At 71.4% G+C, this 21,948-nt stretch carries 22 protein-coding genes and 1 tRNA gene; 1 reads left to right on the plus strand and 22 read right to left on the minus strand.

The genetic code is table 11. From position 1 onward, the window contains the following. Positions 1–45 precede the first annotated feature (45 nt). From HOQ23_RS16875 to argS, 22 genes are all read right to left on the minus strand, one after another. Positions 46–447: a F0F1 ATP synthase subunit epsilon gene (locus HOQ23_RS16875; protein WP_172215959.1), complete on the minus strand. Its 402-nt coding sequence runs from the start codon at positions 445–447 to the stop codon at positions 46–48. Positions 448–449: 2 nt separating this feature from the next. Then, positions 450–1,904 carry a F0F1 ATP synthase subunit beta gene (atpD, locus tag HOQ23_RS16880; RefSeq protein ID WP_172215961.1) on the minus strand — a complete coding sequence of 485 codons (1,455 nt, stop codon included), beginning with the start codon at positions 1,902–1,904 and terminating at the stop codon, positions 450–452. A 5-nt stretch (positions 1,905–1,909) separates the two neighbouring features. Then, entirely contained in the window at positions 1,910–2,824 is a 915-nt protein-coding gene (locus tag HOQ23_RS16885; RefSeq protein WP_172215963.1) for a F0F1 ATP synthase subunit gamma, read from the minus strand. A 2-nt stretch (positions 2,825–2,826) separates the two neighbouring features. Next, entirely contained in the window at positions 2,827–4,461 is a 1,635-nt protein-coding gene (atpA, locus tag HOQ23_RS16890; RefSeq protein ID WP_172215965.1) for a F0F1 ATP synthase subunit alpha, read from the minus strand. Between the two features lie 42 nt (positions 4,462–4,503). Continuing rightward, positions 4,504–5,316: a F0F1 ATP synthase subunit delta gene (locus tag HOQ23_RS16895; RefSeq protein ID WP_172215967.1), complete on the minus strand. Its 813-nt coding sequence runs from the start codon at positions 5,314–5,316 to the stop codon at positions 4,504–4,506. Next, complete coding sequence (locus HOQ23_RS16900; RefSeq protein ID WP_172215969.1) at positions 5,316–5,855, minus strand: F0F1 ATP synthase subunit B; 540 nt, start codon at positions 5,853–5,855, stop codon at positions 5,316–5,318. Before HOQ23_RS16900 ends, HOQ23_RS16895 begins: the two co-directional genes overlap by 1 nt. A gap of 27 nt (positions 5,856–5,882) precedes the next feature. After that, entirely contained in the window at positions 5,883–6,101 is a 219-nt protein-coding gene (locus tag HOQ23_RS16905) for an ATP synthase F0 subunit C (protein WP_153324497.1), read from the minus strand. A gap of 83 nt (positions 6,102–6,184) precedes the next feature. After that, positions 6,185–6,988: a F0F1 ATP synthase subunit A gene (gene atpB / locus HOQ23_RS16910; protein ID WP_367650549.1), complete on the minus strand. Its 804-nt coding sequence runs from the start codon at positions 6,986–6,988 to the stop codon at positions 6,185–6,187. Between the two features lie 22 nt (positions 6,989–7,010). Then, on the minus strand, positions 7,011–7,172 hold the full coding sequence (locus HOQ23_RS16915) for a hypothetical protein (RefSeq protein WP_367650550.1): 162 nt from the start codon (positions 7,170–7,172) through the stop codon (positions 7,011–7,013). Positions 7,173–7,274: 102 nt separating this feature from the next. After that, complete coding sequence (locus HOQ23_RS16920; RefSeq protein WP_172215973.1) at positions 7,275–7,766, minus strand: hypothetical protein; 492 nt, start codon at positions 7,764–7,766, stop codon at positions 7,275–7,277. A gap of 181 nt (positions 7,767–7,947) precedes the next feature. Beyond that, complete coding sequence (locus HOQ23_RS16925; protein WP_172215975.1) at positions 7,948–9,096, minus strand: undecaprenyl/decaprenyl-phosphate alpha-N-acetylglucosaminyl 1-phosphate transferase; 1,149 nt, start codon at positions 9,094–9,096, stop codon at positions 7,948–7,950. Positions 9,097–9,100: 4 nt separating this feature from the next. Then, complete coding sequence (locus HOQ23_RS16930) at positions 9,101–9,760, minus strand: L-threonylcarbamoyladenylate synthase (RefSeq protein ID WP_367650551.1); 660 nt, start codon at positions 9,758–9,760, stop codon at positions 9,101–9,103. Then, positions 9,757–10,626, minus strand: coding sequence for a peptide chain release factor N(5)-glutamine methyltransferase (prmC, locus tag HOQ23_RS16935; protein WP_172215979.1), 870 nt, complete (start codon positions 10,624–10,626; stop codon positions 9,757–9,759). Before prmC ends, HOQ23_RS16930 begins: the two co-directional genes overlap by 4 nt. Further along, positions 10,623–11,696, minus strand: coding sequence for a peptide chain release factor 1 (prfA, locus tag HOQ23_RS16940; protein WP_172215981.1), 1,074 nt, complete (start codon positions 11,694–11,696; stop codon positions 10,623–10,625). The genes prmC and prfA overlap by 4 nt, the downstream gene beginning before the upstream one ends. Before the next feature lie 127 nt (positions 11,697–11,823). Further along, the gene (rpmE, locus tag HOQ23_RS16945) at positions 11,824–12,039 is read right to left on the minus strand and encodes a 50S ribosomal protein L31 (protein WP_153324503.1); all 216 of its coding nucleotides are present in this window, start codon (positions 12,037–12,039) and stop codon (positions 11,824–11,826) included. Between the two features lie 195 nt (positions 12,040–12,234). Further along, on the minus strand, positions 12,235–12,606 hold the full coding sequence (locus tag HOQ23_RS16950; protein WP_172215983.1) for a response regulator: 372 nt from the start codon (positions 12,604–12,606) through the stop codon (positions 12,235–12,237). A gap of 153 nt (positions 12,607–12,759) precedes the next feature. Beyond that, positions 12,760–14,811 carry a transcription termination factor Rho gene (gene rho / locus HOQ23_RS16955; protein WP_172215985.1) on the minus strand — a complete coding sequence of 684 codons (2,052 nt, stop codon included), beginning with the start codon at positions 14,809–14,811 and terminating at the stop codon, positions 12,760–12,762. Between the two features lie 268 nt (positions 14,812–15,079). Continuing rightward, positions 15,080–15,988: a homoserine kinase gene (gene thrB / locus HOQ23_RS16960; protein ID WP_172215987.1), complete on the minus strand. Its 909-nt coding sequence runs from the start codon at positions 15,986–15,988 to the stop codon at positions 15,080–15,082. Between the two features lie 4 nt (positions 15,989–15,992). Further along, the gene (gene thrC / locus HOQ23_RS16965; protein WP_172215989.1) at positions 15,993–17,063 is read right to left on the minus strand and encodes a threonine synthase; all 1,071 of its coding nucleotides are present in this window, start codon (positions 17,061–17,063) and stop codon (positions 15,993–15,995) included. 5 nt (positions 17,064–17,068) lie between these two features. Next, a complete protein-coding gene (locus tag HOQ23_RS16970; RefSeq protein WP_172215991.1) occupies positions 17,069–18,397 on the minus strand; it encodes a homoserine dehydrogenase in 1,329 nt (442 codons plus the stop codon). Then, on the minus strand, positions 18,397–19,755 hold the full coding sequence (gene lysA / locus HOQ23_RS16975) for a diaminopimelate decarboxylase (RefSeq protein WP_216654354.1): 1,359 nt from the start codon (positions 19,753–19,755) through the stop codon (positions 18,397–18,399). The genes HOQ23_RS16970 and lysA overlap by 1 nt, the downstream gene beginning before the upstream one ends. A 44-nt stretch (positions 19,756–19,799) precedes the next feature. Continuing rightward, complete coding sequence (argS, locus tag HOQ23_RS16980; RefSeq protein ID WP_172215995.1) at positions 19,800–21,479, minus strand: arginine--tRNA ligase; 1,680 nt, start codon at positions 21,477–21,479, stop codon at positions 19,800–19,802. An 83-nt stretch (positions 21,480–21,562) separates the two neighbouring features. Here argS and HOQ23_RS16985 point away from each other — a divergent pair. Beyond that, positions 21,563–21,635: transfer RNA gene (locus HOQ23_RS16985), tRNA-Arg, on the plus strand. The last annotated feature ends 313 nt before the right edge of the window (positions 21,636–21,948 follow it).

Consider the following 21,948-nt stretch of genomic DNA (forward strand, 5'->3'; position numbering starts at 1 on the left):
ACGGACACCGGTCGGCGTCGGGGTCGGAACCGGGTGACCGGAGTCCTAGGAGGCGCGCTCCACGGCGCGGATCCGGGCCTCGGCGCGACGGATGTGCGCCTCGGCCTCGCTCGGCTCCACGATCGCGTAGGCCTCCTCGAGGTCCGCTCGGGCCGCGTCCACGTCGATCTCGTTGGACAGCAGCGCGTGCGGGGAGAGGACCGAGACGCGGTTGTCCGCGACGGAGAGGAAGCCCCCGTCCGCCGCGGCGATCACGACCTCGTCACCCGTCGTGACGATCTCCACGACGGCGTGCACGAGCAGCGAGAGCATCGGCGCGTGCCCGGGGAGCACGCCCACGTCGCCCTCGGTCGTGCGGGCGATGACCATGTTGGCCTCGCCCGACCAGACCACGCGGTCCGCTGCGACGAGCTCCACGTGCAGAGCGTTGCCGTTGTCCTGAGCCATGATCAGAGGTTCTTCTGGATCTCGGCCCACTTGGCCTCGACGTCGTCGAGGCCACCGCACATGAAGAACGCCTGCTCGGCGACGTGGTCGTACTCGCCGTCCGCGATGAGGTTGAACGCCTCGATCGTGTCGCCGATGGTGACCGTCGAACCCTCGATGCCCGTGAACTGCTTGGCCACGTAGGTGTTCTGCGACAGGAACCGCTGGATGCGGCGCGCGCGGGAGACGATGATCTTGTCCTCTTCGGACAGCTCGTCGACGCCCAGGATCGCGATGATGTCCTGCAGCTCCTTGTTGCGCTGCAGGATCTGCTTGATCCGGATCGCGCAGTCGTAGTGCGCCTGCCCGATGTACTGCGGGTCGAGGATCCGCGACGTCGAGGTCAGCGGGTCCACGGCCGGGTAGATACCGAGCGAGGCGATCTCACGGGAGAGCTCCGTGGTCGCGTCCAGGTGGGCGAAGGTGGTCGCCGGCGCCGGGTCGGTGTAGTCGTCGGCGGGCACGTAGATCGCCTGCATCGAGGTGATCGAGTGACCGCGCGTCGAGGTGATCCGCTCCTGCAGGACGCCCATCTCGTCAGCCAGGTTGGGCTGGTAGCCCACGGCGGAGGGCATGCGACCCAGCAGGGTCGAGACCTCGGAGCCGGCCTGGGTGAAGCGGAAGATGTTGTCGATGAACAGCAGGACGTCCTGCTGCTGCACGTCACGGAAGTACTCCGCCATGGTGAGCGCGGAGAGCGCGACGCGAAGACGCGTGCCCGGCGGCTCGTCCATCTGGCCGAAGACGAGGGCGGTCTGGCCGAGAACGCCGGCCTCCTCCATCTCCACCATCAGGTCGTTGCCCTCACGGGTGCGCTCGCCGACACCGGCGAACACCGACACACCACCGTGGTTGCGGGCCACACGCGCGATCATCTCCTGGATGAGCACGGTCTTGCCCACGCCGGCGCCGCCGAACAGGCCGATCTTGCCGCCCTGCACGTACGGGGTCAGCAGGTCGATGACCTTGATGCCGGTCTCGAACATCTCGGTCTTGGACTCGAGCTGGTCGAAGGCCGGAGCCTTGCGGTGGATGCCCCAGCGCTCGTTGACCTCGAAGGTCTCGCCCGGGGCCAGGTTCAGCACGTCGCCGGTGGTGTTGAACACCTTGCCGAGGGTCGCGTCGCCGACCGGCACCATGATCGGGTCACCGGTGTCGCGCACCGGGGTGCCGCGGACCAGGCCGTCGGTGGGCTTCAGCGAGATCGCACGGACCATGCCGTCACCGATGTGCTGGGCGACCTCGAGCGGGAGGACGAAGTCCTCGCCGTTCAGGGTCACCTCGACCTCGAGCTTGTTGTAGATCTCCGGCATGTTGTCGACGGGGAACTCCACGTCGACGACCGGGCCGATCACGCGGGCGATGCGGCCGACACCCGTAGCGCCGGTCTGGTTGGTCTCTTCAACCGTTGCAGTCATGTCTCTCACTCACTCCCGGCGTTCGCATCGGCCAGCGCGTTGACGCCACCGACGATCTCGCTGATTTCCTGGGTAATGCCGGCCTGGCGGGCCTGGTTGGCGATGCGGGTGTACTTCTTGATGAGCTCCTCGGCGTTGTCCGTGGCGGACTTCATCGCCTTCTGGCGCGCGGCGAGCTCGGAGGCCGCCGCCTGCAGGAGTGCGAAGAAGATCCGGCTCTGAACGTACTGCGGGAGCAGCGCGTCCAGCACCTCCGACGGCGACGGCTCGAACTCGTAGAGCGGCAGCAGATCGGCCTCGGCGGGCTTCTCGACACCCTCGACGACCTCGAGAGGCATCAGACGCATCGCGGTCGGCTCCTGGGTCAGCATCGAGCGGAACCGGGTGTAGACCACGTGGACCTCGTCGGCGACGCCATCCTCGTCGGGCTCCTTGAGGAAGGCCTCGATCAGCGCATTGCCGATCTCCGCGGCGACCTCGTAGGAGGGCTGGTCGGAGAAGCCGGTCCAGGTACGCGCGACCGGGCGCTGGCGGAACTTGAAGTACGCCTCGCCCTTGCGGCCGGTGATGTACCAGTCGACCTCCTTGCCCTCTCCGCGCACCCGCTCGGCGAGGCGCTCGGCCTCCTTGAGCACGCTCGAGGAGTAGGCACCGGCGAGACCGCGGTCGCTGGTGATGACCAGGATCGCGGCACGCTTCGGGGTCCGCACCTCGGTGGTCAGGGGGTGGTCGACCTTGGAGTGGGACGCCACCGCCGAGACCGCGCGGGTCAGCTCGCGGGCGTACGGCGCTGCCGCCTGGGCCCGCTGCTGCGCCTTGATGATCCGGGACGCAGCAATGAGCTCCATGGCGCGCGTGATCTTCTTCATCGACTCCGTCGACTTGATCTTCGCGCGGTACTCACGCAGCGATAGGGCCATGGTCAGCCCCGCTTCTGCTTGACGATCTGCTCCTGCTCGAGCACGCCGTCCTCGAGGGCCTCGGCCTTCTCCTTGCCCGGCTTGACCGAGCCGCCGTCCGAGGTCTCGAACTGGTCCAGGAAGGCGTCGTAGGCCGCGGTCACGCCGGCCTCGTCCTCGAACTTCTGCGTCTCGCGGATCGCGGACAGGATGCCCGAGTGCGCGCGGCGCAGGTAGTCGAGGAACTCGTTCTCGAAGCGCAGGACGTCGCCGACCGGGACGCGGTCGAGGCGGCCGGTGGTGCCGAGCCACAGCGAGACGGTCATCTCCTCGAGCGGGTACGGCGAGTACGCCGACTGCTTGAGCAGCGCCATCAGGCGCTGGCCGCGGTCCAGCTGCTGACGCGAGGCGGCGTCGAGGTCCGAGGCGAACATCGCGAACGCCTCCATGGCGCGGAACTGCGCCAGGTCGACCTTGAGCGAACCGGTGACGGCCTTCATCGCCTTGGTCATCGCCGCACCGCCGACGCGGGACACCGAGACACCGACGTCGATCGCCGGACGCTGGTTGGCCGCGAACAGGTCGGACTGCAAGAAGATCTGACCGTCGGTGATCGAGATGACGTTGGTCGGGATGAACGCCGAGACGTCGTTGGCCTTGGTCTCGATGATCGGCAGACCGGTCATCGAGCCCGCGCCGAGCTCGTCGGAGAGCTTCGCGCAGCGCTCGAGCAGGCGGGAGTGCAGGTAGAACACGTCGCCCGGGTAGGCCTCACGGCCCGGCGGGCGGCGCAGCAGCAGCGACACGGCGCGGTAGGCCTCGGCCTGCTTGGTCAGGTCGTCGAACACGATGAGGACGTGCTTGCCGTCGTACATCCAGTGCTGGCCGATGGCCGAGCCGGTGTACGGCGCGAGGTACTTGAAGCCGGCGCTGTCGGAGGCCGGGGACGCCACGATGGTGGTGTACTCCAGCGCACCGGCGGCCTCGAGCGCGCCACGCACGGAGGCGATGGTCGAGCCCTTCTGGCCGATGGCGACGTAGATGCAGCGGACCTGCTTGGTCGGGTCGCCCGACTCCCAGTTCTGCTTCTGGTTGATGATCGTGTCGATCGCGATCGTGGTCTTGCCGGTCGCACGGTCACCGATGATCAGCTGGCGCTGGCCACGGCCGATCGGGGTCATCGAGTCGATCGCCTTGATGCCGGTGGCGAGCGGCTCGTGCACCGACTTGCGCTGGACCACGTTGGGAGCCTGGAGCTCCAGCGCGCGGCGCCCGGTGGTCTCGATGTCGCCGAGCCCGTCGATCGGGGTGCCGAGCGGGTCGACCACGCGACCGAGGTAGCCGTCGCCGACGGGGACCGAGAGGATCTCGCCGGTGCGACGCACCGGCTGACCCTCCTCGATGCCCTCGAAGTCACCGAGGATGACGACGCCGATCTCGCGGTCCTCGAGGTTCAGGGCCAGGCCCAGGGTGCCGTCCTCGAACTCCAGCAGCTCGTTCGCCATCGCCGACGGGAGCCCACTGACACGCGCGATGCCGTCGCCGGCCGATGCGACCGTCCCGACCTCTTCCTTGCTGGCGGCGTCGGGCTGGTAGTCGGCGACGTACTTCTGCAGCGCGTCGCGGATCTCGTCCGGACGGATGGAGAGCTCCGTCATCGTCGTTCCTTCTCTCTTTGGTCTTCGAAGTGTTCGGGGTGGTCAGCCGACGAGTCGGCGGCGGGCGTCGTCGAGGCGGGTGGAGACAGTGCCGTCGATGACGTCGTCACCGATCTCGACACGGACGCCGCCCAGGACGGCCGGGTCGACCAGCAGGTTGAGATGGATCGGCCGGCCGTACTGGCGCGACAGCACGTCGCCCAGTCGCCGCTGCTCGACCTCGGAGAGCGGACGGGCCACCCTCACGGTGGCGACGCTGCGCCCGTGCACCTCGGCAGCCACCTTCTGGTACTCCTCGAGGGCCGCCGACACGGTGCGGTGGCTCCCGGAGAGGGCCTGCTCGGCGATCACGATCGTCGCCGGGAGCGAGCGGCCCTCCAGCAGCGAGCGCAGCAGGCTCGCCTTGGCGCTCACCGTCCGGGTGGGATCGGCAAGCGCGTCGCGCAGCTCGGGGTTCTCCTTGACGGCCCGCCCGAGCGTGAAGATCTCGTCCGCGAGCCGGCCGGCGTCCGAGCCGACCGACCGGACCAGCGCGATGACCCCGAGGTGCTCGAGGGCATCGGCCAGGTCCCGCGTGGCGATCCAGCGCCGCGACACGGCCGAGCGCAGCAGACCGAGCGACTGCTCGCCGATCTTGCCGCCGAAGACGTCACCGACGAAGCCGGTACGCGCCTCGACGGGCACCGACGCGTCGGTGGCGAAGCGGCGCAGCGCACCCTCGGTGCGCAGCGTCGCTGCGACCGCGAAGAGGTCGCCGGCCACCGCCGCCGCGGCCGGACCGGACGTCATGGACTCCAGCTCCCCGGCCAGGGCGACGACGGCGTCGGCCGACGCGCCACGGAAGGACTTCGTCATCAGTTGACCCCCGGCGTCCCGGCCTCGAGGTCGGCGAGGAAGCGCTCGACGACACGGCCCTGACGGCCGTCGTCGTCCAGGCTCTCGCCGACGATCCGGCCGGCCAGCGTGGTGGCCAGCGTGCCGACCTCCACGCGGAGGCTGTTGACGGCCTGCTGCCGCTCCGCCTCGATCTGCGACTTGCCGTGCTCGACGATCCGGGAAGCCTCGGCCTGGGCCTGCTCCCGCATCTCCGAGACGATCACCGCACCCTGCTCACGCGCTTCCTCACGGATGCGCGCAGCCTCGTGACGGGCGTCGGCGAGCTGCTTCTCGAGCTCGGCGAGCTTGGCGTCGGCCTCGGCCTGCTTGGTCTCGGCCGCCGAGAGGCCGCCCTCGATCGCAGCCGTTCGCTCGGCGAAGGCCTTCTCGAAGTTGGGGACGACGAACTTCCGGATCGCCAGGAGCAGCACCAGGAAGACGGCGGCCCCCAGGATGATCTCCGAGACGTGCGGGATGAGCGGGTTCAGCTCTCCCGCGGCCTGGATCGATTCACGCATGGGTCACCTCGTCTTGGGGGTCGCGCGTCAGGAAAGGACGAAGGCGAGCGCGATGCCGATGATCGCAAGCGCCTCGGCGAGCGCGAAGCCGAGGATGGCGATCGACTGCAGGCGCGACTGGGCCTCGGGCTGGCGAGCCACACCGTTGATGTAGGCCGCGAAGATCAGACCCACGGCGAGGGCGGGGCCGATCGTGGCGATGCCGTAGCCGAGCATGTTGAGCGAGCCGTTGATGTCACCATTCATGACGGTGAGTGTTCCTTTCGGTTTGGTACTGCTTGAGATTCGTTTCTCGGGTGCTCACCGGCCCGCTGGGCACGGTGTGCTGCTCAGTGCTCGTCGGCGACAGCACCTGAGACGTACATGGCGGTCAGCAGCGTGAAGACGTAGGCCTGGAGGAACATGACCAGGAGCTCCAGGGCGGAGACTCCGAAGAACATGACCCAGGCGAGCACGCCGCCGACGGCGTTGATCGGGGAGAACGCCTCGAAGAGGAGGTACTCACCACCGAGGGCGAAGAGGATCAGCAGGAGGTGGCCCGCGAACATGTTCGCGAACAGACGCAGGGCCAGCGTCACGGGGCGCACCAGGATGTTGGAGAGGAACTCCAGCGGGGCGATCAGCAGCAGCACGGGGCCGCGGACACCGGCGGGGATGCAGGTGTGCTTCATGTAGCCCAGGAAGCCGTGCTTCCAGATGCCCACGCCGTTGTAGAGCAGCCAGCTCAGCGCGGCCAGGCCGTAGGCGTAGCCCGAGTGCGAGAACGTCGGGAACTGGATGAGCGGGATCAGGCCGAAGTAGTTGTTCACCAGCACGAAGGCGAAGAGCGTGAACAGGTACGGCACGAACTTCATGTAGTGCTCGGTGCCGATGATGTCGCGGGCGATGCCGTTGCGGACACCGCCGTAGGCCCACTCACCGGCGTACTGGAGGCGACCGGGGACGATCGCCGCCTTGCGCGACGCCGCGTAGGTCACCGCGAAGATGAGGACCGCCGAGAGGACGATCATCACCATCGGCTTGGTGATCCCACCGACGATCGGGGGCAGGTCGAAGTCCGCGGGACCGGGGGGCGTGAAGCCGCCACCGCTGGCCATGGGGACGAGCGCTGCTGCGAGGTTCCCAGCGATCAACGCCGTGTCTCCTTCATGTACGTCACTTCTTCGAGTCTGTGGGCGGCACGTGACCGAACTGCTTCACGACCATGTAGATGCCGAACCCGGCACCGAGGAGGATGCCGATGGCCACCAGGAAGGTCGTCCCCAACCAGCGGTCCGCCAGCCAACCGGCGCCGCCGTACAGGAGCACTCCGGCCACGATCTGACTGAAGGCCTGCCATGGGTCGGGTTGTGGTCCCTGGCCGTTCTCCGGCGCGTCTTTCGAAGCCATTGCGCACCGGACTGTAGCAGTCGGAGATGGTCATCGATCCCCCGCGTCCGTGGTGGAGGCGGTACGGCCCGCACCACCGGTCGGGAGGTCGTAGACGGGGATCCGGGCGCGCACGGTCCACACGACCTGCGCGACCATCCACACCAGCGTTCCGCCGATGATCCCGCCGACCAGCCACACCCGGTCGAGGGTGTCCTCGACCAGGCCCGCACGCTCGATCGCCACGAGGGCGACGAGCAGCAGGAGCACCTGGAGGGCGTAGGTCAGCAGCGCGAAGAGCAACGACGCCGCCGGCATCAGCCCCGCCACCGTGTTCACGGTGAAGGAGCCGAAGGCGAAGACCAGGACGGCGATCAGTGCCCCTACGAGCACGCCGAGCGCAGCGGCCGAACCGCTCACGAGACCACCGACCGCACCGGCCACGAGCCCCAGGCCCGCCGTCGTCGACGCAGCCCACACCAGCACCCGCACGCCGCTGTGGCGGTGCGGGTCGGCCGACCGCATGGTCGGCTTGGTCGGCATGGTCGTCGGCAAGATCGGCGGCCCGTCGTTCGTGTGGCGGTCTGGCTGTGTCCCGGATGACGCTCGGGGCACGGGCGCGGCCCATCGGGACCGCTCGTGAAAACTATCACAAGGTTTCGGAACGGGCTTCTCCGCCCCCCTGCCCGGTCTCCCGTGGGGTGTCCCGAGGCGCCGCGGGCGCCTATTCGGCGGGCTCGTCGAGGGCCTCCAGGAGCTTGGGCTTGTGCAGGACCGGCAGCAGGAAGGTCAGCGCCACGGTCAGCGCGAGGGCGATGCCCAGGGCGATCCAGACCCATGCGCCGCTGTACAGCGAGGGGATCACGGTCCCGAAGGCCACCAGGGCGGCCCAGGTCCACATGATGAAGACGGCACGCCGCTGGGAGTGCCCGATCTCGAGCAGCCGGTGGTGCAGGTGCTGCTTGTCCGGCGCGAACGGCGAGCGCCCGGCCCTGGTCCGGCGTACGACGGCCAGCACCAGGTCCAGCAGCGGCACGATCAGGATCGCCACCGGTAGCAGCAGCGGGAGCAGCGTGGGCAGCAGGCTCGCCTGGGTGCCCGCGCCGCCCTCGGCGATCTGGGAGCCGGAGAACTGCCCGGTCAGCGTCACCGCGCTGGCGGAGAGGACCAAACCGATCAGCATCGACCCGCTGTCGCCCATGAAGAGGCGGGCGGGGTGGAAGTTGTGGATCAGGAAGCCCACGCAGGCACCGGCCAGCGAGACGCTGAGCAGCGCGGCGGTGGTCGCCCGGTCGGCGCTGTTGAGGCGGGTCAGCTCGTAGCAGAAGACGAAGAACGCGATCGCGCCGATGCCCACGACGCCGGCGGCCAGCCCGTCCAGGCCGTCGACGAAGTTCACGGCGTTGACGGTGGCGACGACCACGAACCCGGTGAGCAGCGCGCCCTGGGTGGCCTCCAGGGAGAACTGCACCCCGTTGGTCCAGGGGAAGTAGAAGTACTGGATCCCGAAGAAGATCAGGAACCCGGCCGCGAGGACCTGCCCGCCGAGCTTGGTGAGCGCGTCGAGCTCGAAGAGGTCGTCAAGGACCCCGACCGCGCAGATCAGGGCGCCGGCGATCAGCACGATGCCCGCGTCCTTGAAGACGAACGGCCCGCCGAGGGAGAGGAACGGCAGCTCGCGGGCCACCAGGTAGGCGGCGACCAGGCCGCCGAGCATCGCCAGGCCGCCGAGGTACGGGATCGGCTCGTCGTGGACGTCGCGGTCGCGCACCCGCGCCACGGCGCCAGTGCGCAACGCGATCTCGCGGGCGAACACCGTCAGCAGCGAGGTGACACCCGCGGCGACCAGGAAGACGAGGATGTACTCGCGCACGTGCCTAGCCCTCGTCGACGAGCGCGGCGCCGAGCGGTTCGAGCACGGCGTTGAGGTCCGCGAGGGAGAGAGCGCCCCGGCGCAGCACCCGGCCGCGCTCCCCGGTCGCGTCGATGATCGTGGAGGCCTCGCCGCCCGGGGACCGGCCGGCGTCCACGACGACCGCGACCGACTCCCCCAGCATCTCCTCGGCCGCGTCGGCGTCGGTGGCGGCCGGGAGGCCGGTCGTGTTCGCCGAGCTCACCGCGAGCGGGCCGGTGCGCTCCAGGATGGCCAGCGCGACCGGGTGGTCGGGCATCCGGACCGCGACGGTCCCGCGGGTGTCGCCCAGGTCCCACTGCAGGGAGGTCTGCTGGTGGCACACCAGCGTCAGCGGTCCCGGCCAGAACTCCTCGACCAGCGCACGCGCCCACTCCGGCACCTGGGCCGCGAGGGCGTCGAGCGTGGTGGCGGAGCTGACCAGCACCGGCGGGGGCATCTCGCGGCCCCGGCCCTTCGCCGCCAGCAGGCCCGCGACCGCGGCGGCGTCGAAGGCGTCCGCGCCGATGCCGTAGACGGTGTCGGTCGGCAGCACGACCAGGTCACCGCGCCGGACGGCGGTGGTGGCCGCGGCGACGGCCGCCTCGCGCTCGTCGTCGGTGGTGGTGGGGAAGCGCTCGGTCACGACGCCCATCGTGCCAGCCGGGCTGTCAGGAACCGAGCCCGGCCCGCGAGGTCGCGGTGGTCGCGGACGTCGGCCCAGCGCCCGGTGCCGGAGAAGACCGCCGGCGCCGACTCGCCCTGGACGTCCGCGTGCTCCGCGCCGACCACTCCCCCGCCGCGCAGCAGCACCGCGGCACGACGCTCGAGCACGCGCAGCGCGTCCAGGCCGTCCTGGCCGGAGAAGAGCGCGAGGTGCGGGTCGTGGTCGCGCGCCTCGGGGGCGACCGACTCCCAGGCCTCGAGGGGGATGTACGGCGGGTTGCAGGTCAGCACGTCCACGGTGCCGACCAGCTCCTCGAAGGCGGTCGCCATGTCGCCCAGGCGCAGCTCGACGCCGGTGCCGGCGAGGTTGCGCTCGGCCCAGGCGTGCGCGTCGGGGTCCAGCTCGACGGCGTGCACCCGGGCGCCGGGCACCTCGTCGGCGAGGGACTTGGCGACGGCGCCGGACCCGGTGCACAGGTCGAGGACGACGCACTCGCCGCGCTCGACCAGGACCTCGGCGGCCCGCTCCACCGCCCAGCCGGCGAGCAGCTCGGTCTCCGGGCGCGGCACGAAGACGCCGGGCCCGACGGCCAGCTCGACGTGGCGGAACCAGGCGACGCCGGTCAGGTGCTGCAGCGGCTCGCGAGCGGCCCGCCGCGTCACCAGCGCGTCGTAGGCAGCCGCACGGTCGGGGTCGACCTCGTCGAGGAGCACCAGCGCGCCGCGAGTGGTCCCGAGCACGTGGGCCAGCAGCTCGGCGGCGTCGTGCTCGGGGCTGGCGACACCAGCCTCGCGCAGCCGGGCGACGGCGTCCGTGAGGAGCTCGCGGCGGCGGGGACGGCTCACTGCTCCAGCGCCTCGAGGCGCGCCGCGAAGTCGGCGTCGAGGCAGGACCCGATGACCGGCCCGAGGGCCCCGTCGAGCACCTGGTCGAGGTTGTAGGACTTGTAGCCGGTCCGGTGGTCGGAGATCCGGTTCTCGGGGTAGTTGTAGGTGCGGATCCGCTCGGAGCGGTCCACGGTGCGCACCTGGCTGCGACGCGCGTCGCTGGCCTCGGCGTCGGCGACCTCCTGGGCGGCGGCGAGGAGCCGCGCCCGCAGGATGCGCATCGCCTGCTCCTTGTTCTGCAGCTGGCTCTTCTCGTTCTGGCAGCTGACCACGATCCCGGTGGGCACGTGGGTGATGCGGACCGCCGAGTCGGTGGTGTTCACGCTCTGCCCGCCCGGGCCGCTGGAGCGGAACACGTCGATGCGCAGGTCGTTGTCGTCGATGTCGACCTCGACCTGCTCGGCCTCGGGCAGCACCAGGACGCCCGCGGCGCTGGTGTGCACCCGTCCCTGGGACTCCGTGACGGGCACCCGCTGCACCCGGTGCACGCCGCCCTCGAACTTCAGCTGCGCGTACGGCGCCTCACCCGGCGCCGGGGTGCCCTTCGCCTTCACCGCGACCGTCACGGACTTGTAGCCGCCCAGGTCGGACGGGGTGGCGTCGAGCAGCTCGACCTTCCAGCCCTGCGCCTCGGCGTACCGCGTGTACATGCGCAGCAGGTCGCCGGCGAAGAGGGCCGACTCCTCGCCGCCCTCCCCCGACTTGACCTCGAGGATGGCGTCCTTGTCGTCGCCCGGGTCACGCGGGACCAGCAGGCGCCGCAGCCGCTCCTCCGCGGTGTGGCGCTGCCCGGTGAGCGCGGTGAGCTCCTCGCCGAAGGCCGGGTCCTCGGCGGCGAGCTCGCGGGCCGCCTCGATGTCCTCGCCGAGACGCTGCCAGTCGCGCCAGGTCGACACGATCGCCGACAGCGCGTGGTAGCGGCTGTTGAGCCGCTTGGCGAGCCGGGCGTCCGCGTGGGTCTCGGGAGCAGCGAGACGCTGCTCCAGGTCGGCATGCTCGGCGAGCATCCCCTCGACGGCCTCGAACACGACTCTCCTCGACTGCACCGCTGATCGACTGGTGAGGGCCCGCACCGGGCCCGGACACGGGCCCGGGGGCCCGTGAAATGCAAGCACCGGTCGCCGCCCGAGGGCGACGACCGGTGCTGGGCGACAGCTACTTCTTGGCTGCCTTGGCGTAGCGGGCCTCGAAGCGGGCGACGCGGCCGCCCGTGTCGAGGATCTTCTGCTTGCCGGTGTAGAACGGGTGGCACTGCGAGCACACGTCGGCCTTGATCTGGCCCGAGGTCTCGGTGCTACGGGTGGTGAACGTCTCGCCGCAGGTGCAGGTGACCTGGGTCTCGACGTAGGTGGGGTGGATGTCCTTCTTCATGGTGTCCTCTCAGCCGCCGGGTCGCCGCCGCGGGGTGCGGACTGGACGTGAACCGGAACCAGCACAGAAGTGTGCCACTGCAGCCAACGCAGCGGTAATCGGGGTCATTCCCCACGGGGCCGGTCACCGGTGTCGGCCGCGTCACCCCGGGCGGGCGCGGGTCTCGACGAGCTCGGCCAGCGGGTCGCCGCGCCCCTAGACGATGCGAGACAGGAGCGCCTCGACCCGCGAGGCGAGCTCGCGGGGGCTGAACGGCTTGGTGATGTAGTCGTCGGCGCCCGAGTCGAACCCGTTCTCCACGTCAGACTCCTGGGCCCGTGCGGTGAGCAGGATGACCGGGAGGTCTGCGAGGGCCGGGTCGGCCCGGATGGACCGGATCGCGTCCAGGCCGGAGACGCCCGGCATCATCACGTCGAGGACGGCCAGGTCGGGCCGGCTGGACCGACACGCGTCGATCGCCGCCTGGCCGTCGGCCACCGCGGTGATCTCGTGGCCGAGCGTCGACAGCTTGAACTCCACCAGCTCGCGGATGTCGACATCGTCGTCCGCGACCAGGATCCGTGCCACGAGCAAACCCCCCTGTAACTCTGCGGACACTGCCGGTCAGCGTATCCCTGTCGGACCCGGCGTGCGCCCGGTCCGTCCCACCTGTCGCCAGGGGCGGAGCGGGGGTGCACCTGCGTGCCGCCCCCGCCCGCCCCTCGCGGCGTGCTCGTGGTGTCAGACGCCCTCGGACGCCGTCCGCTGCACCTGCATGAGCAGCTCGACGTTGCTCTTCGTGCCGTGCAGGCGCTCGAGGAGCAGCTCCTGCGCCTGTGGGACGCCCGACTCCGCCAGCAGGCGGCGCAGCTTCGCGACCACCGCGGTCTCCTCAGGGCTGAACAGCAGCTCCTCGTGGCGGGTGCCGGAGGCCGTGACGTCGATCGCCGGGAACAGGCGCCGCTCGGCGAGGTCCTTGCTCAGGCGCAGCTCGAGGTTCCCGGTGCCGGTGAACTCCTCGAAGATCACCTCGTCCATCGCCGACCCGCTCTCGACGAGAGCGGTGGCCAGGATGGTGAGCGAGCCGCCGTTCTCGATGTTGCGGGCGGCACCGAAGAAGCGCTTCGTCGGGTACATCGCCGCGGCGTCGACGCCGCCGGACAGCATCCGCCCGCTCGCCGGGGTGGCCAGGTTGTAGGCGCGACCGAGGCGGGTGATGCCGTCGAGCAGCACCACCACGTCGTGCCCCAGCTCGACGAGCCGCTTGGCCCGCTCGATGGCGAGCTCCGCGACCACGGTGTGGTCCGACGGCGGGCGGTCGAAGGTCGAGGAGATCACCTCGCCCTTGACCGAGCGCTCGAAGTCGGTGACCTCCTCCGGGCGCTCGTCCACCAGCACGACCATGAGGTGGCACTCGGGGTTGTTGGCGGTGATCGAGGCGGCGATCGACTGCAGCACCATCGTCTTGCCGGCCTTGGCCGGGGAGACGATCAGGCCGCGCTGACCCTTGCCGACGGGCGCGGCCAGATCGATGATCCGCCCGATCAGGTTGTCCGCGCCGGTCTCCAGGCGCAGCCGCTCGGAGGGGTGGACGGGGGTCAGGCGGGAGAACTCCACCCGGTCGCGGGCCGCGTCGGGGTCCGAGCCGTTGATGCTGTCCACCCGCACCATCGGGTTGAACTTCTCCTTGCGCTCGCCCTCGCGGGGCTGGCGCACCTGGCCGACCACGGCGTCACCGCGGCGCAGGCCGAAGCGGCGCACCATCGACAGCGACAGGTAGACGTCGTCGGGGCCCGGCAGGTAGCCGGTGGTCCGCACGAAGGCGTAGTTGTCGAGCACGTCGAGGATGCCGGCCGCCGGCACCAGCACGTCGTCCTCGAGGACGGTCGTGTCCGGCTCGTTGCGACCGCTGCCGCCGGGGCGGTTGCGTTCGCGGCCGCGACGGCGCCGGTTGCGCCCGCGCCCGTCCTCGTCGTCCTCGTGCTGGTCGCCCTGGGGCTGGCTCTGGTTCTGGTGCTGACCGCGGTCCTGGTTGCGGTCCTGTCGGTCCTGGTTGCGGTCCTGGCGGTCCTGCCGCTCCTGGCTGCGGTCCTGCCGGTCCTGCTTGTCCTGGTGCTGCTTGTCCTGGTGCTGCTTGTCCTGGTGCTGCTTGTCCTGGTGGGACTTGTCCTGCTGCTTGTCCTGCGAGGAGCGCTGACGCTGCTCGCGGTTGCCGTCCTTGCCGGCGTCGCGACGCGAGTCCTTGCCACCGTCGCGGCCACCCTCACGAGCACCGTCCTTCGACCCGCCCTGCGCGTCCTGGGCACGGTCCTCGCGGGAGCGGCGCTCGCGGCGGGCCTGCTGCTGCTCTGCCTGCTCGCCGGCCTCGGCACGCGGTGCGTTCCCGGTCTCGGGCGCAGTCTCCTGGGTGCGGGGCGCGTCGTCCTGGCGCGTGTCGGTGCGGGTCGCCTCGGTCGCGGCGGTCGGCTCCGCGGCCTCGGCCGCGGAGTCGGCGGCCGGCTCGGCCGTGCGGGCCGCGGCCCGGCCGCGGGTGCGGGTGACGACCCGGGGCTTCTCCGCCGCGGCGACCGGGCCGGACGGCTGGCTCGCCGGCGCACCCGACTGGCCACCGGACTGGGCGGCCTTGATCGCGTCGACCAGCTGGGCCTTCTTCATCGTCGCGGCGCCGGAGATGCCGAGCCCGCCGGCCATCGCCTTGAGGTCGGCGAGGAGCAGGGAGTTCAGGCCGCTGCCGCGCTTGCGCGCCGCCGGCGCCTGGGCGGAGGCGGCGGGGGTGTCGTTGCTGTCGCTCACGTGAGGTCCTTCCCACGTTCAGTGCCGGTGCGTCACGAGGAGCACCCGGCTGCTGGAGTCTGGTCCTCTCCACTGCCCGGGTGCACGATCGCAGGACCCGGATGCGGAGCGAACCGCGGAGACTCGGAGAGGGTCGCACCCGCGGGGCTCCCGTGCGGGAGGTCGCGGCTGCCGCGCCGCATCAGAGCGGCGCGCCGTCAATGTACCACCGGGGTGTGGCCCGGAGATGGAGACGCGCAGCCCCGGTCGGGGCCGCGCGCCGTACCGCTCAGGACGTGCGGGCTCCCTGCACGTCGACGGCCAGGTGGTGCACCGCCCAGCCCTCCGGGGCACACGCGAGCAGCTCGTCGGTGCCGGGGACCTCGCGGCCCCCGCAGAAGGCGAGCACCGTCGGGCCCGCGCCGGACACGACGGCGGGGATCCCCCGGGCGCGCAGCCGGTCCACGAGCTCCACTGAGGCCGGCATCGCCGGGCGGCGGTAGTCCTGGTGCAGGTAGTCCCGGGTGGCCAGGAGCAGGTGCTCCGGTCGGCCCGCGAGGGCGGCGACGAGGAGCGCGGCGCGGCCCGCGTCGGCGGCCGCGTCGGCGTGCGGCACCGTGGCGGGCAGCAGGCCTCGGGCCACCGAGGTCGTGACGCCCTCGGCCGGCACGAAGACGACCGCCGAGACCCGCGGGTCCACGGCGGACCCGACCGCCCAGAAGGCGCCGTCCTCGTGCCCGGAGATCACGAAGCCGCCGTAGAACGCCGGCGCGACGTTGTCGGGGTGCCCCTCGAGGTCGGCCGCGAGGCGGAACAGCGCGTCGTCGTCCAGCAGCAGCGAGCCGCCGGCGACCAGGGCGCGCGCCAGGGTGACACCGCCGACGATCGCGGCGGAGGAGGACCCCAGGCCGCGGGCGTGCGGGATGACGTTGCGGCACGAGAGCCGCAGCCCCGGGGGCTGCGCCCCCATCACGTCGAACGCCGCGCGCATCGCCCGCACCACGAGGTGCGACTCGTCGCGCGGTACGCCGTCGGCCCCCGCGCCCTCGACCTCGACGACCAGGCCCGAGGCCAGGACCTCGGCCTCGAGGTCGTCGCGCAGGTCGAGGGCCAGGCCCAGGGCGTCGAAGCCCGGGCCCAGGTTGGCCGAGGTCGCGGGGACGGAGACCCGTACCGGGCCCTCGACGAAGCTCACCACGCGCTCAGGCGAGGCCTGCGGCCTGGGCCGCAGCGGTGACGTCGGCGTCGACGACCGTGTCGACGAGCGGGCCGAAGCCCTCCAGCGCGGTGGCGGTGTCCTTGAGCCCGTGGCCGGTGACGGTGACCACGACCTGCGCGTCGGTGTAGGAGACCCCCGCGGCGAGCTGCTGGAGCAGCCCGGCGACGCCGGCCGCCGAGGCGGGCTCGACGAAGACGCCGTCGCGGCAGGCCAGCTCGCGCTGGGCGGCCAGGATCTGCTCGTCGGTGACCGACTCGAAACAGCCGCCGGACTCCTCGCGCGCGGCCTCGGCGAGGTGCCAGGAGGCCGGGTTGCCGATCCGGATCGCGGTCGCCTTCGTCTCCGGGTCGGAGACCGGGGCGCCGTTGACCAGCGGAGCCGCACCGGCGGCCTGGAAGCCGCGCATGACCGGCTTGCGGGTCGCTCGGCCAAGGGCGGCGTACTGGTTGTAGCCCAGCCAGTAGGCGGAGATGTTGCCGGCGTTGCCGACCGGGAGGAGGTGGTAGTCCGGGGCGTCGCCGAGGAAGTCCACGATCTCGAACGCCGCGGTCTTCTGGCCCTCGAGGCGGACCGGGTTGACGGAGTTCACCAGCGCGACGGGGTACTCGTCGGCCAGCCCGCGGGCCATCGCGAGGCAGTCGTCGAAGTTGCCGCGGACCATGATCACCTGCGCGCCGTGCAGGATCGCCTGCGCCATCTTGCCGGCCGCGATCTTGCCCTCGGGGACGAGGACGAGCGGCTTGAGGCCGGCCTTGGCGGCGTACGCGGCCATCGCGGCGGAGGTGTTGCCGGTGGAGGCACACACGACGGCCTGGGCGCCCTCGTGCTTGGCCACCGAGATGGCTGCGGTCATGCCGCGGTCCTTGAAGGACCCGGTCGGGTTGGAGCCCTCGACCTTGAGCCACACCTCGCCCTGGGTGAGCCCGGAGAGCCACTCGGAGTGCACCAGCGGGGTGCCGCCCTCACGCAGCGTGACGGCGGGGGTCCCCTCCGGGATGTCGAGGAGGTCGCGGTACTCCTCGATGACGCCGCGCCACTGGTGGGTTGCTGCCATGGTGCTCACTCTGCTTCTCCTTCGACCCGCATCACTGAGGTCACGTCCCTGACGATGTCCATGCCGCGCAGCGCCTCCACCGTGGCGGAGAGCTGCGCATCGGTCGCCTCGTGCGAGACCACGACGAGCTGGGCGTCGAGGTCGCGGCCCTCCTGGTGGACCGTCTTGATCGAGACGCCGTGGTCGGCGAAGGTCGTCGCGACCGCGGCCAGCACGCCGGCGCGGTCCTCGACGTCGATGGCGACGTGGTAGCGGGTGCGGGCCTCCCCCATCGGCAGCACCGCGCGGTCGGCGTACGCCGACTCCCCCGCGCCGCGGGTGCCGGCGAGCAGGTTGCGCGCCACCGTCACCAGGTCGCCGAGCACGGCGGACGCGGTGGGGGCGCCGCCGGCGCCGGGGCCGTAGAACATCAGCTGGCCGGCGGCCTCGGACTCGACGAACACGGCGTTGTAGGCCTCGCGCACCGAGGCGAGCGGGTGCGAGCGCGGGATCATCGCGGGGTGCACGCGCACCGAGACCGCGTCGTCGCCGTTCTCGACCGGGACGAGCTCGCAGATCGCGAGCAGCTTGACGACCGCGCCCATGTCGCGGGCGGAGGCGACGTCGGCCGAGCGGACCTCGGAGATGCCCTCGCGGTGGACGTCGGAGGCGGTGACCCGGGAGTGGAACGCGAGCGAGGCGAGGATCGCGGCCTTCGCGGCGGCGTCGAAGCCCTCGACGTCGGCGGTCGGGTCGGCCTCGGCGTAGCCCAGCTCCTGGGCCTCCTGGAGCGCGTCCTCGAAGCCGGCACCGGAGGTGTCCATCTTGTCGAGGATGAAGTTGGTGGTGCCGTTGACGATGCCCAGCACGCGGGTGACCCGGTCGCCGGCCAGCGACTCGCGCAGCGGGCGCAGGATCGGGATGGCACCGGCGACGGCGGCCTCGTAGTAGAGGTCGCGCCCGGCCTTGGCCGCGGCCTCGAACAGGGTCGGGCCGTCCTCGGCGAGCAGCGCCTTGTTGGCCGTGACCACGCTCGCGCCGTTCTCCAGCGCGGCCAGGATCAGCGAGCGGGCCGGCTCGATGCCCCCGATGACCTCGACCACCAGGTCGACGTCCTCGCGCGCGACGAGCCCGTGGGCGTCGGTGGTCAGCAGCTCCTCGGGGAGCGCGACCTCGCGCGGCGCGTCGAGGCGGCGCACCGCCACGCCGACGAGCTCGACCGGCGCGCCCACCCGGGCCGCCAGGTCCGCGGACTGCTCCTGGAGCAGGCGCACCACCTGCGAGCCCACGGAGCCGCAACCCAGCACGGCCACCTTCAGGGCCTTGCCCGTCCGGTCAGCCTGTCCAAACACCATCACTGATCACCCACGTCGGTTGCCAACAGGTCGTCCACAGTCTCGCGGCGCACGACGACGCGCGCCGACCCGTCCCGCACAGCGACCACCGGGGGCCGCAGCGCGTGGTTGTAGTTGGAGGCCATCGAGCGGCAGTACGCGCCGGTCCCGGGCACCGCGAGCAGGTCACCCGGCGCCACGTCACCGGGCACGAACTCGTCCTTGACCACGATGTCCCCGGCCTCGCAGTGCTTGCCGACGACGCGGGCCAGCACGGGCGGCGCGTCGGAGGCGCGCGAGGCCAGCGTGCAGGAGTAGTCGGCGTCGTACAGCGCCGTACGGATGTTGTCGCTCATGCCGCCGTCGACCGAGACGTAGGTGCGCACCGCTCCGCCGTCGAGGTGGACCTGCTTGACGGTGCCGACCTCGTAGACCGTGCACATGGCCGGGCCGACGATCGCGCGGCCGGGCTCGATGGACAGGTGCGGGCGGGCGATCCCCAGGGCGCGGCACTCGTGCTCGACGATCTGGGTCATCTCCGCGGCCAGCTTGTCCGGGCGCGAGGGGTCGTCCTGGGTGGTGTAGGCGATGCCGAAGCCGCCGCCCAGGTCCATCTCGGGCAGCTCGACGCCGAGCTCGGTGGCGATGCGCGCGTGCAGGGCCAGCACGCGGCGCGCGGCGACCTCGAACCCGGAGGAGTCGAAGATCTGGCTGCCGATGTGGCTGTGCAGGCCGCGCGCCTCCAGGCCCGGCGCCGCGAGCACCCGGCGTACCGCCTCGAGGGCGTCGCCGGAGGTGATGGAGAAGCCGAACTTCTGGTCCTCGTGGGCGGTGGCGATGTACTCGTGGGTGTGCGCCTCCACGCCGGCGGTCACGCGGACCATGACGCGGGCGGTGGCACCGAGCTCCTCGGTGATGGCCGCGAGCCGGTCGATCTCGTGGAAGGAGTCCACGATGATCCGCCCGACCCCGAGGCGCACGGCGCGGGTGAGCTCCTCGGCGGACTTGTTGTTGCCGTGGAACCCGACGCGCTCCATCGGGACGCCGCCGCGCTCGGCGACGGTGAGCTCGCCGCCGCTGCACACGTCGAGGAACAGACCCTCCTCGGCCACCCAGCGGGCCACCGCGGTGCTGAGGAACGCCTTGCCGGCGTAGTAGACGTCGTACGCAGCGAACGCGTCTCGGAAGGCGCCGGCACGGGCGCGGAAGTCCGCCTCGTCCAGCACGTACGCCGGGGAGCCGTGCTGCGCCACCAGGTCGGGCAGCGCGACGCCGCCGACCTCGAGCACGCCGTCGACCTTCCGCGCGGTCGTGGACCACAGCGGGGCGACGAGATCGTTGGCGTCCGCGGGCGGGCGCAGCCAGGACGGACCGCGCAGGGCTCCGGGCGCGTGCGCCCACCCTGCCTCGTGGGTCACCGAGGTCACATCCGTTCCGGTGCGGAGACGCCGAGCAGGCCGAGGCCGTTGGCGAGCACCGTGCGGGTGGCGGCCACCAGGACCAGGCGCGCCTGGTTGACCGGGCCGGCCGGCTCGTCGCCCTGGGGCAGCATCCGGCACTCGCGGGTGTCGTACCACTTGTTGAAGACCGAGGTGGTGTCCTCGAGGTAGCGCGCGACCCGGTGCGGCTCGCGCAGCTCCGCGGCGCTGGCGACCACGCGCGGGAACTCCGCCAGCGCGCGCAGCAGCCGGCCCTCGTACTCGTGGCTCAGCAGCGAGGGGTCGAAGCCCTCGGTGGGGTCCTCCGGGATGCTCATCCCGAGCTCGCCGGCGTTCTCCATCATCCGGCAGGTGCGGGCGTGGCCGTACTGCACGTAGTAGACGGGGTTGTCGGCCGAGGCGCGGGTGATCTCCGCGACGTCGAGGGTGAGCGGGCTGTCGGCCGGGTAGCGCGCCAGGGAGTAGCGCAGCGCGTCCACGCCGATCTCCTCGACCAGCTCGTTGAGCGTGACGATGGTGCCGGCCCGCTTGGACAGGCGCATCTCCTCGCCGTCGCGCAGGATCTTGACCATCTGGCCGATCAGCACGTCGAGGGTCTTGTCCGGGTCGTCGCCGACGCACGCCGCCATCGCCCGGAGCCGGCCGACGTAGCCGTGGTGGTCGGCGCCGAGCAGGTAGATGCAGTGGTCGAAGCCACGCGCCCGCTTGTTGAGGTAGTACGCCGTGTCGGAGGCGAAGTAGGTCAGCTCGCCGTCGGACTTGATGAGCACCCGGTCCTTGTCGTCGCCGAAGTCGGTGGTGCGCATCCACAGCGCCCCGCCGTCCTCGAAGACGTGGCCCAGGCCCTTGAGGCGGGCGAGGGTCTCGGGGACCTCGCCGCCCTCGTGCAGGCTGCGCTCGGAGAACCACACGTCGAAGTGGGTGTTGAACAGGTCGAGCTGCCCGCGCTGCTCGCCGAGCTGGATCTCGTAGCCCTTCTCGCGCACGGCGGCGAGCCGCTCGGGCTCGGGCAGGTCGTAGATCCCCGGCTGCGCCTCGCCGACCGCACGGGCGAGGTCCTGGATGTAGGCGCCGGCGTAGCCGTCCTGCGGGGTGGGCTCGCCCAGCGCCGCGGCGAGGATCGAGGCCGCGAAGTGGTTCATCTGCACGCCGCGGTCGTTGATGTAGAACTCGCGGGTCACCTCGGCACCGGCGGCGGACAGCACCCGGCCGATCGCGTCGCCGAGCACCGCCCAGCGGGTGTGGCCCAGGTGCAGCGGGCCCGTGGGGTTGGCCGAGATGAACTCGACGTTGATCTTGTTCCCGGCGAGGGTCTCGCTGGTGCCGTAGTCCTGGCCGCGTGCCACGACCTGCGCGGCGACGATGCCCTGGGCGGCGGCGCCCACGGTGATGTTGAGGAAGCCGGGACCGGCCACCTCGACCGCGTCGATGCCCTCGACGGTGCGCAGCTGCTCGGCGAGGAGCTCGCCGAACGCCCGCGGGTTGGTGCCCGCCTTCTTGGCCAGCTGGAGCGCGACGTTGGTGGCGTAGTCGCCGTGCCCCTGCTGACGCGGTCGCTCCACCGTCACCGACGCGGGAACCCCGTCGGGAAGCGTCACCGAACCGGATGCCACGAGGGCCCGGAGGGCGTCAACGATGCTGGAGGACAGTTGGTCAGGAGTCACCCCGCAAGGGTATCGGCGGGTCCCGGTTTCCGCTCAGGCAGGTTCGGCGGGTAGTGTCCCGACTCGCATCGCCGCGATGCACTGCCTCCGTAGCTCAGGGGATAGAGCACTGGTTTCCGGTACCAGGTGCCGCAGGTTCGAATCCTGCCGGAGGCGCACACACACGCAAGAGGCCCCGACCATCAGGTCGGGGCCTCTTGTCGTCGTCCCCTGCCACTGCCCGCCGAGTCGGCCCGAGTGGTTGCGCGAGTCGGCCCTTGTGGTGCGCCGAGTCGGCCCTCGTGGTTGCGCGAGTCGGCCCTCGTGGTGCGCCGAGTCGGCCCTCGTGGCGTCGAAACTCTCGGCGAGGTCAACCGGTGTTAGCAACGGTCAGGCTGCTGGCCGGTTGGCCAGCAGCTGGTCCAGCGCTTGGGCTGGGGTCCGCATGTCGAGGGTAGGACGTGGTCGTGCGTTGAGGCTCGCGGCGACC

The organism is Nocardioides sp. zg-DK7169, from assembly GCF_013155365.1.
GTDB lineage: Bacteria > Actinomycetota > Actinomycetes > Propionibacteriales > Nocardioidaceae > Nocardioides.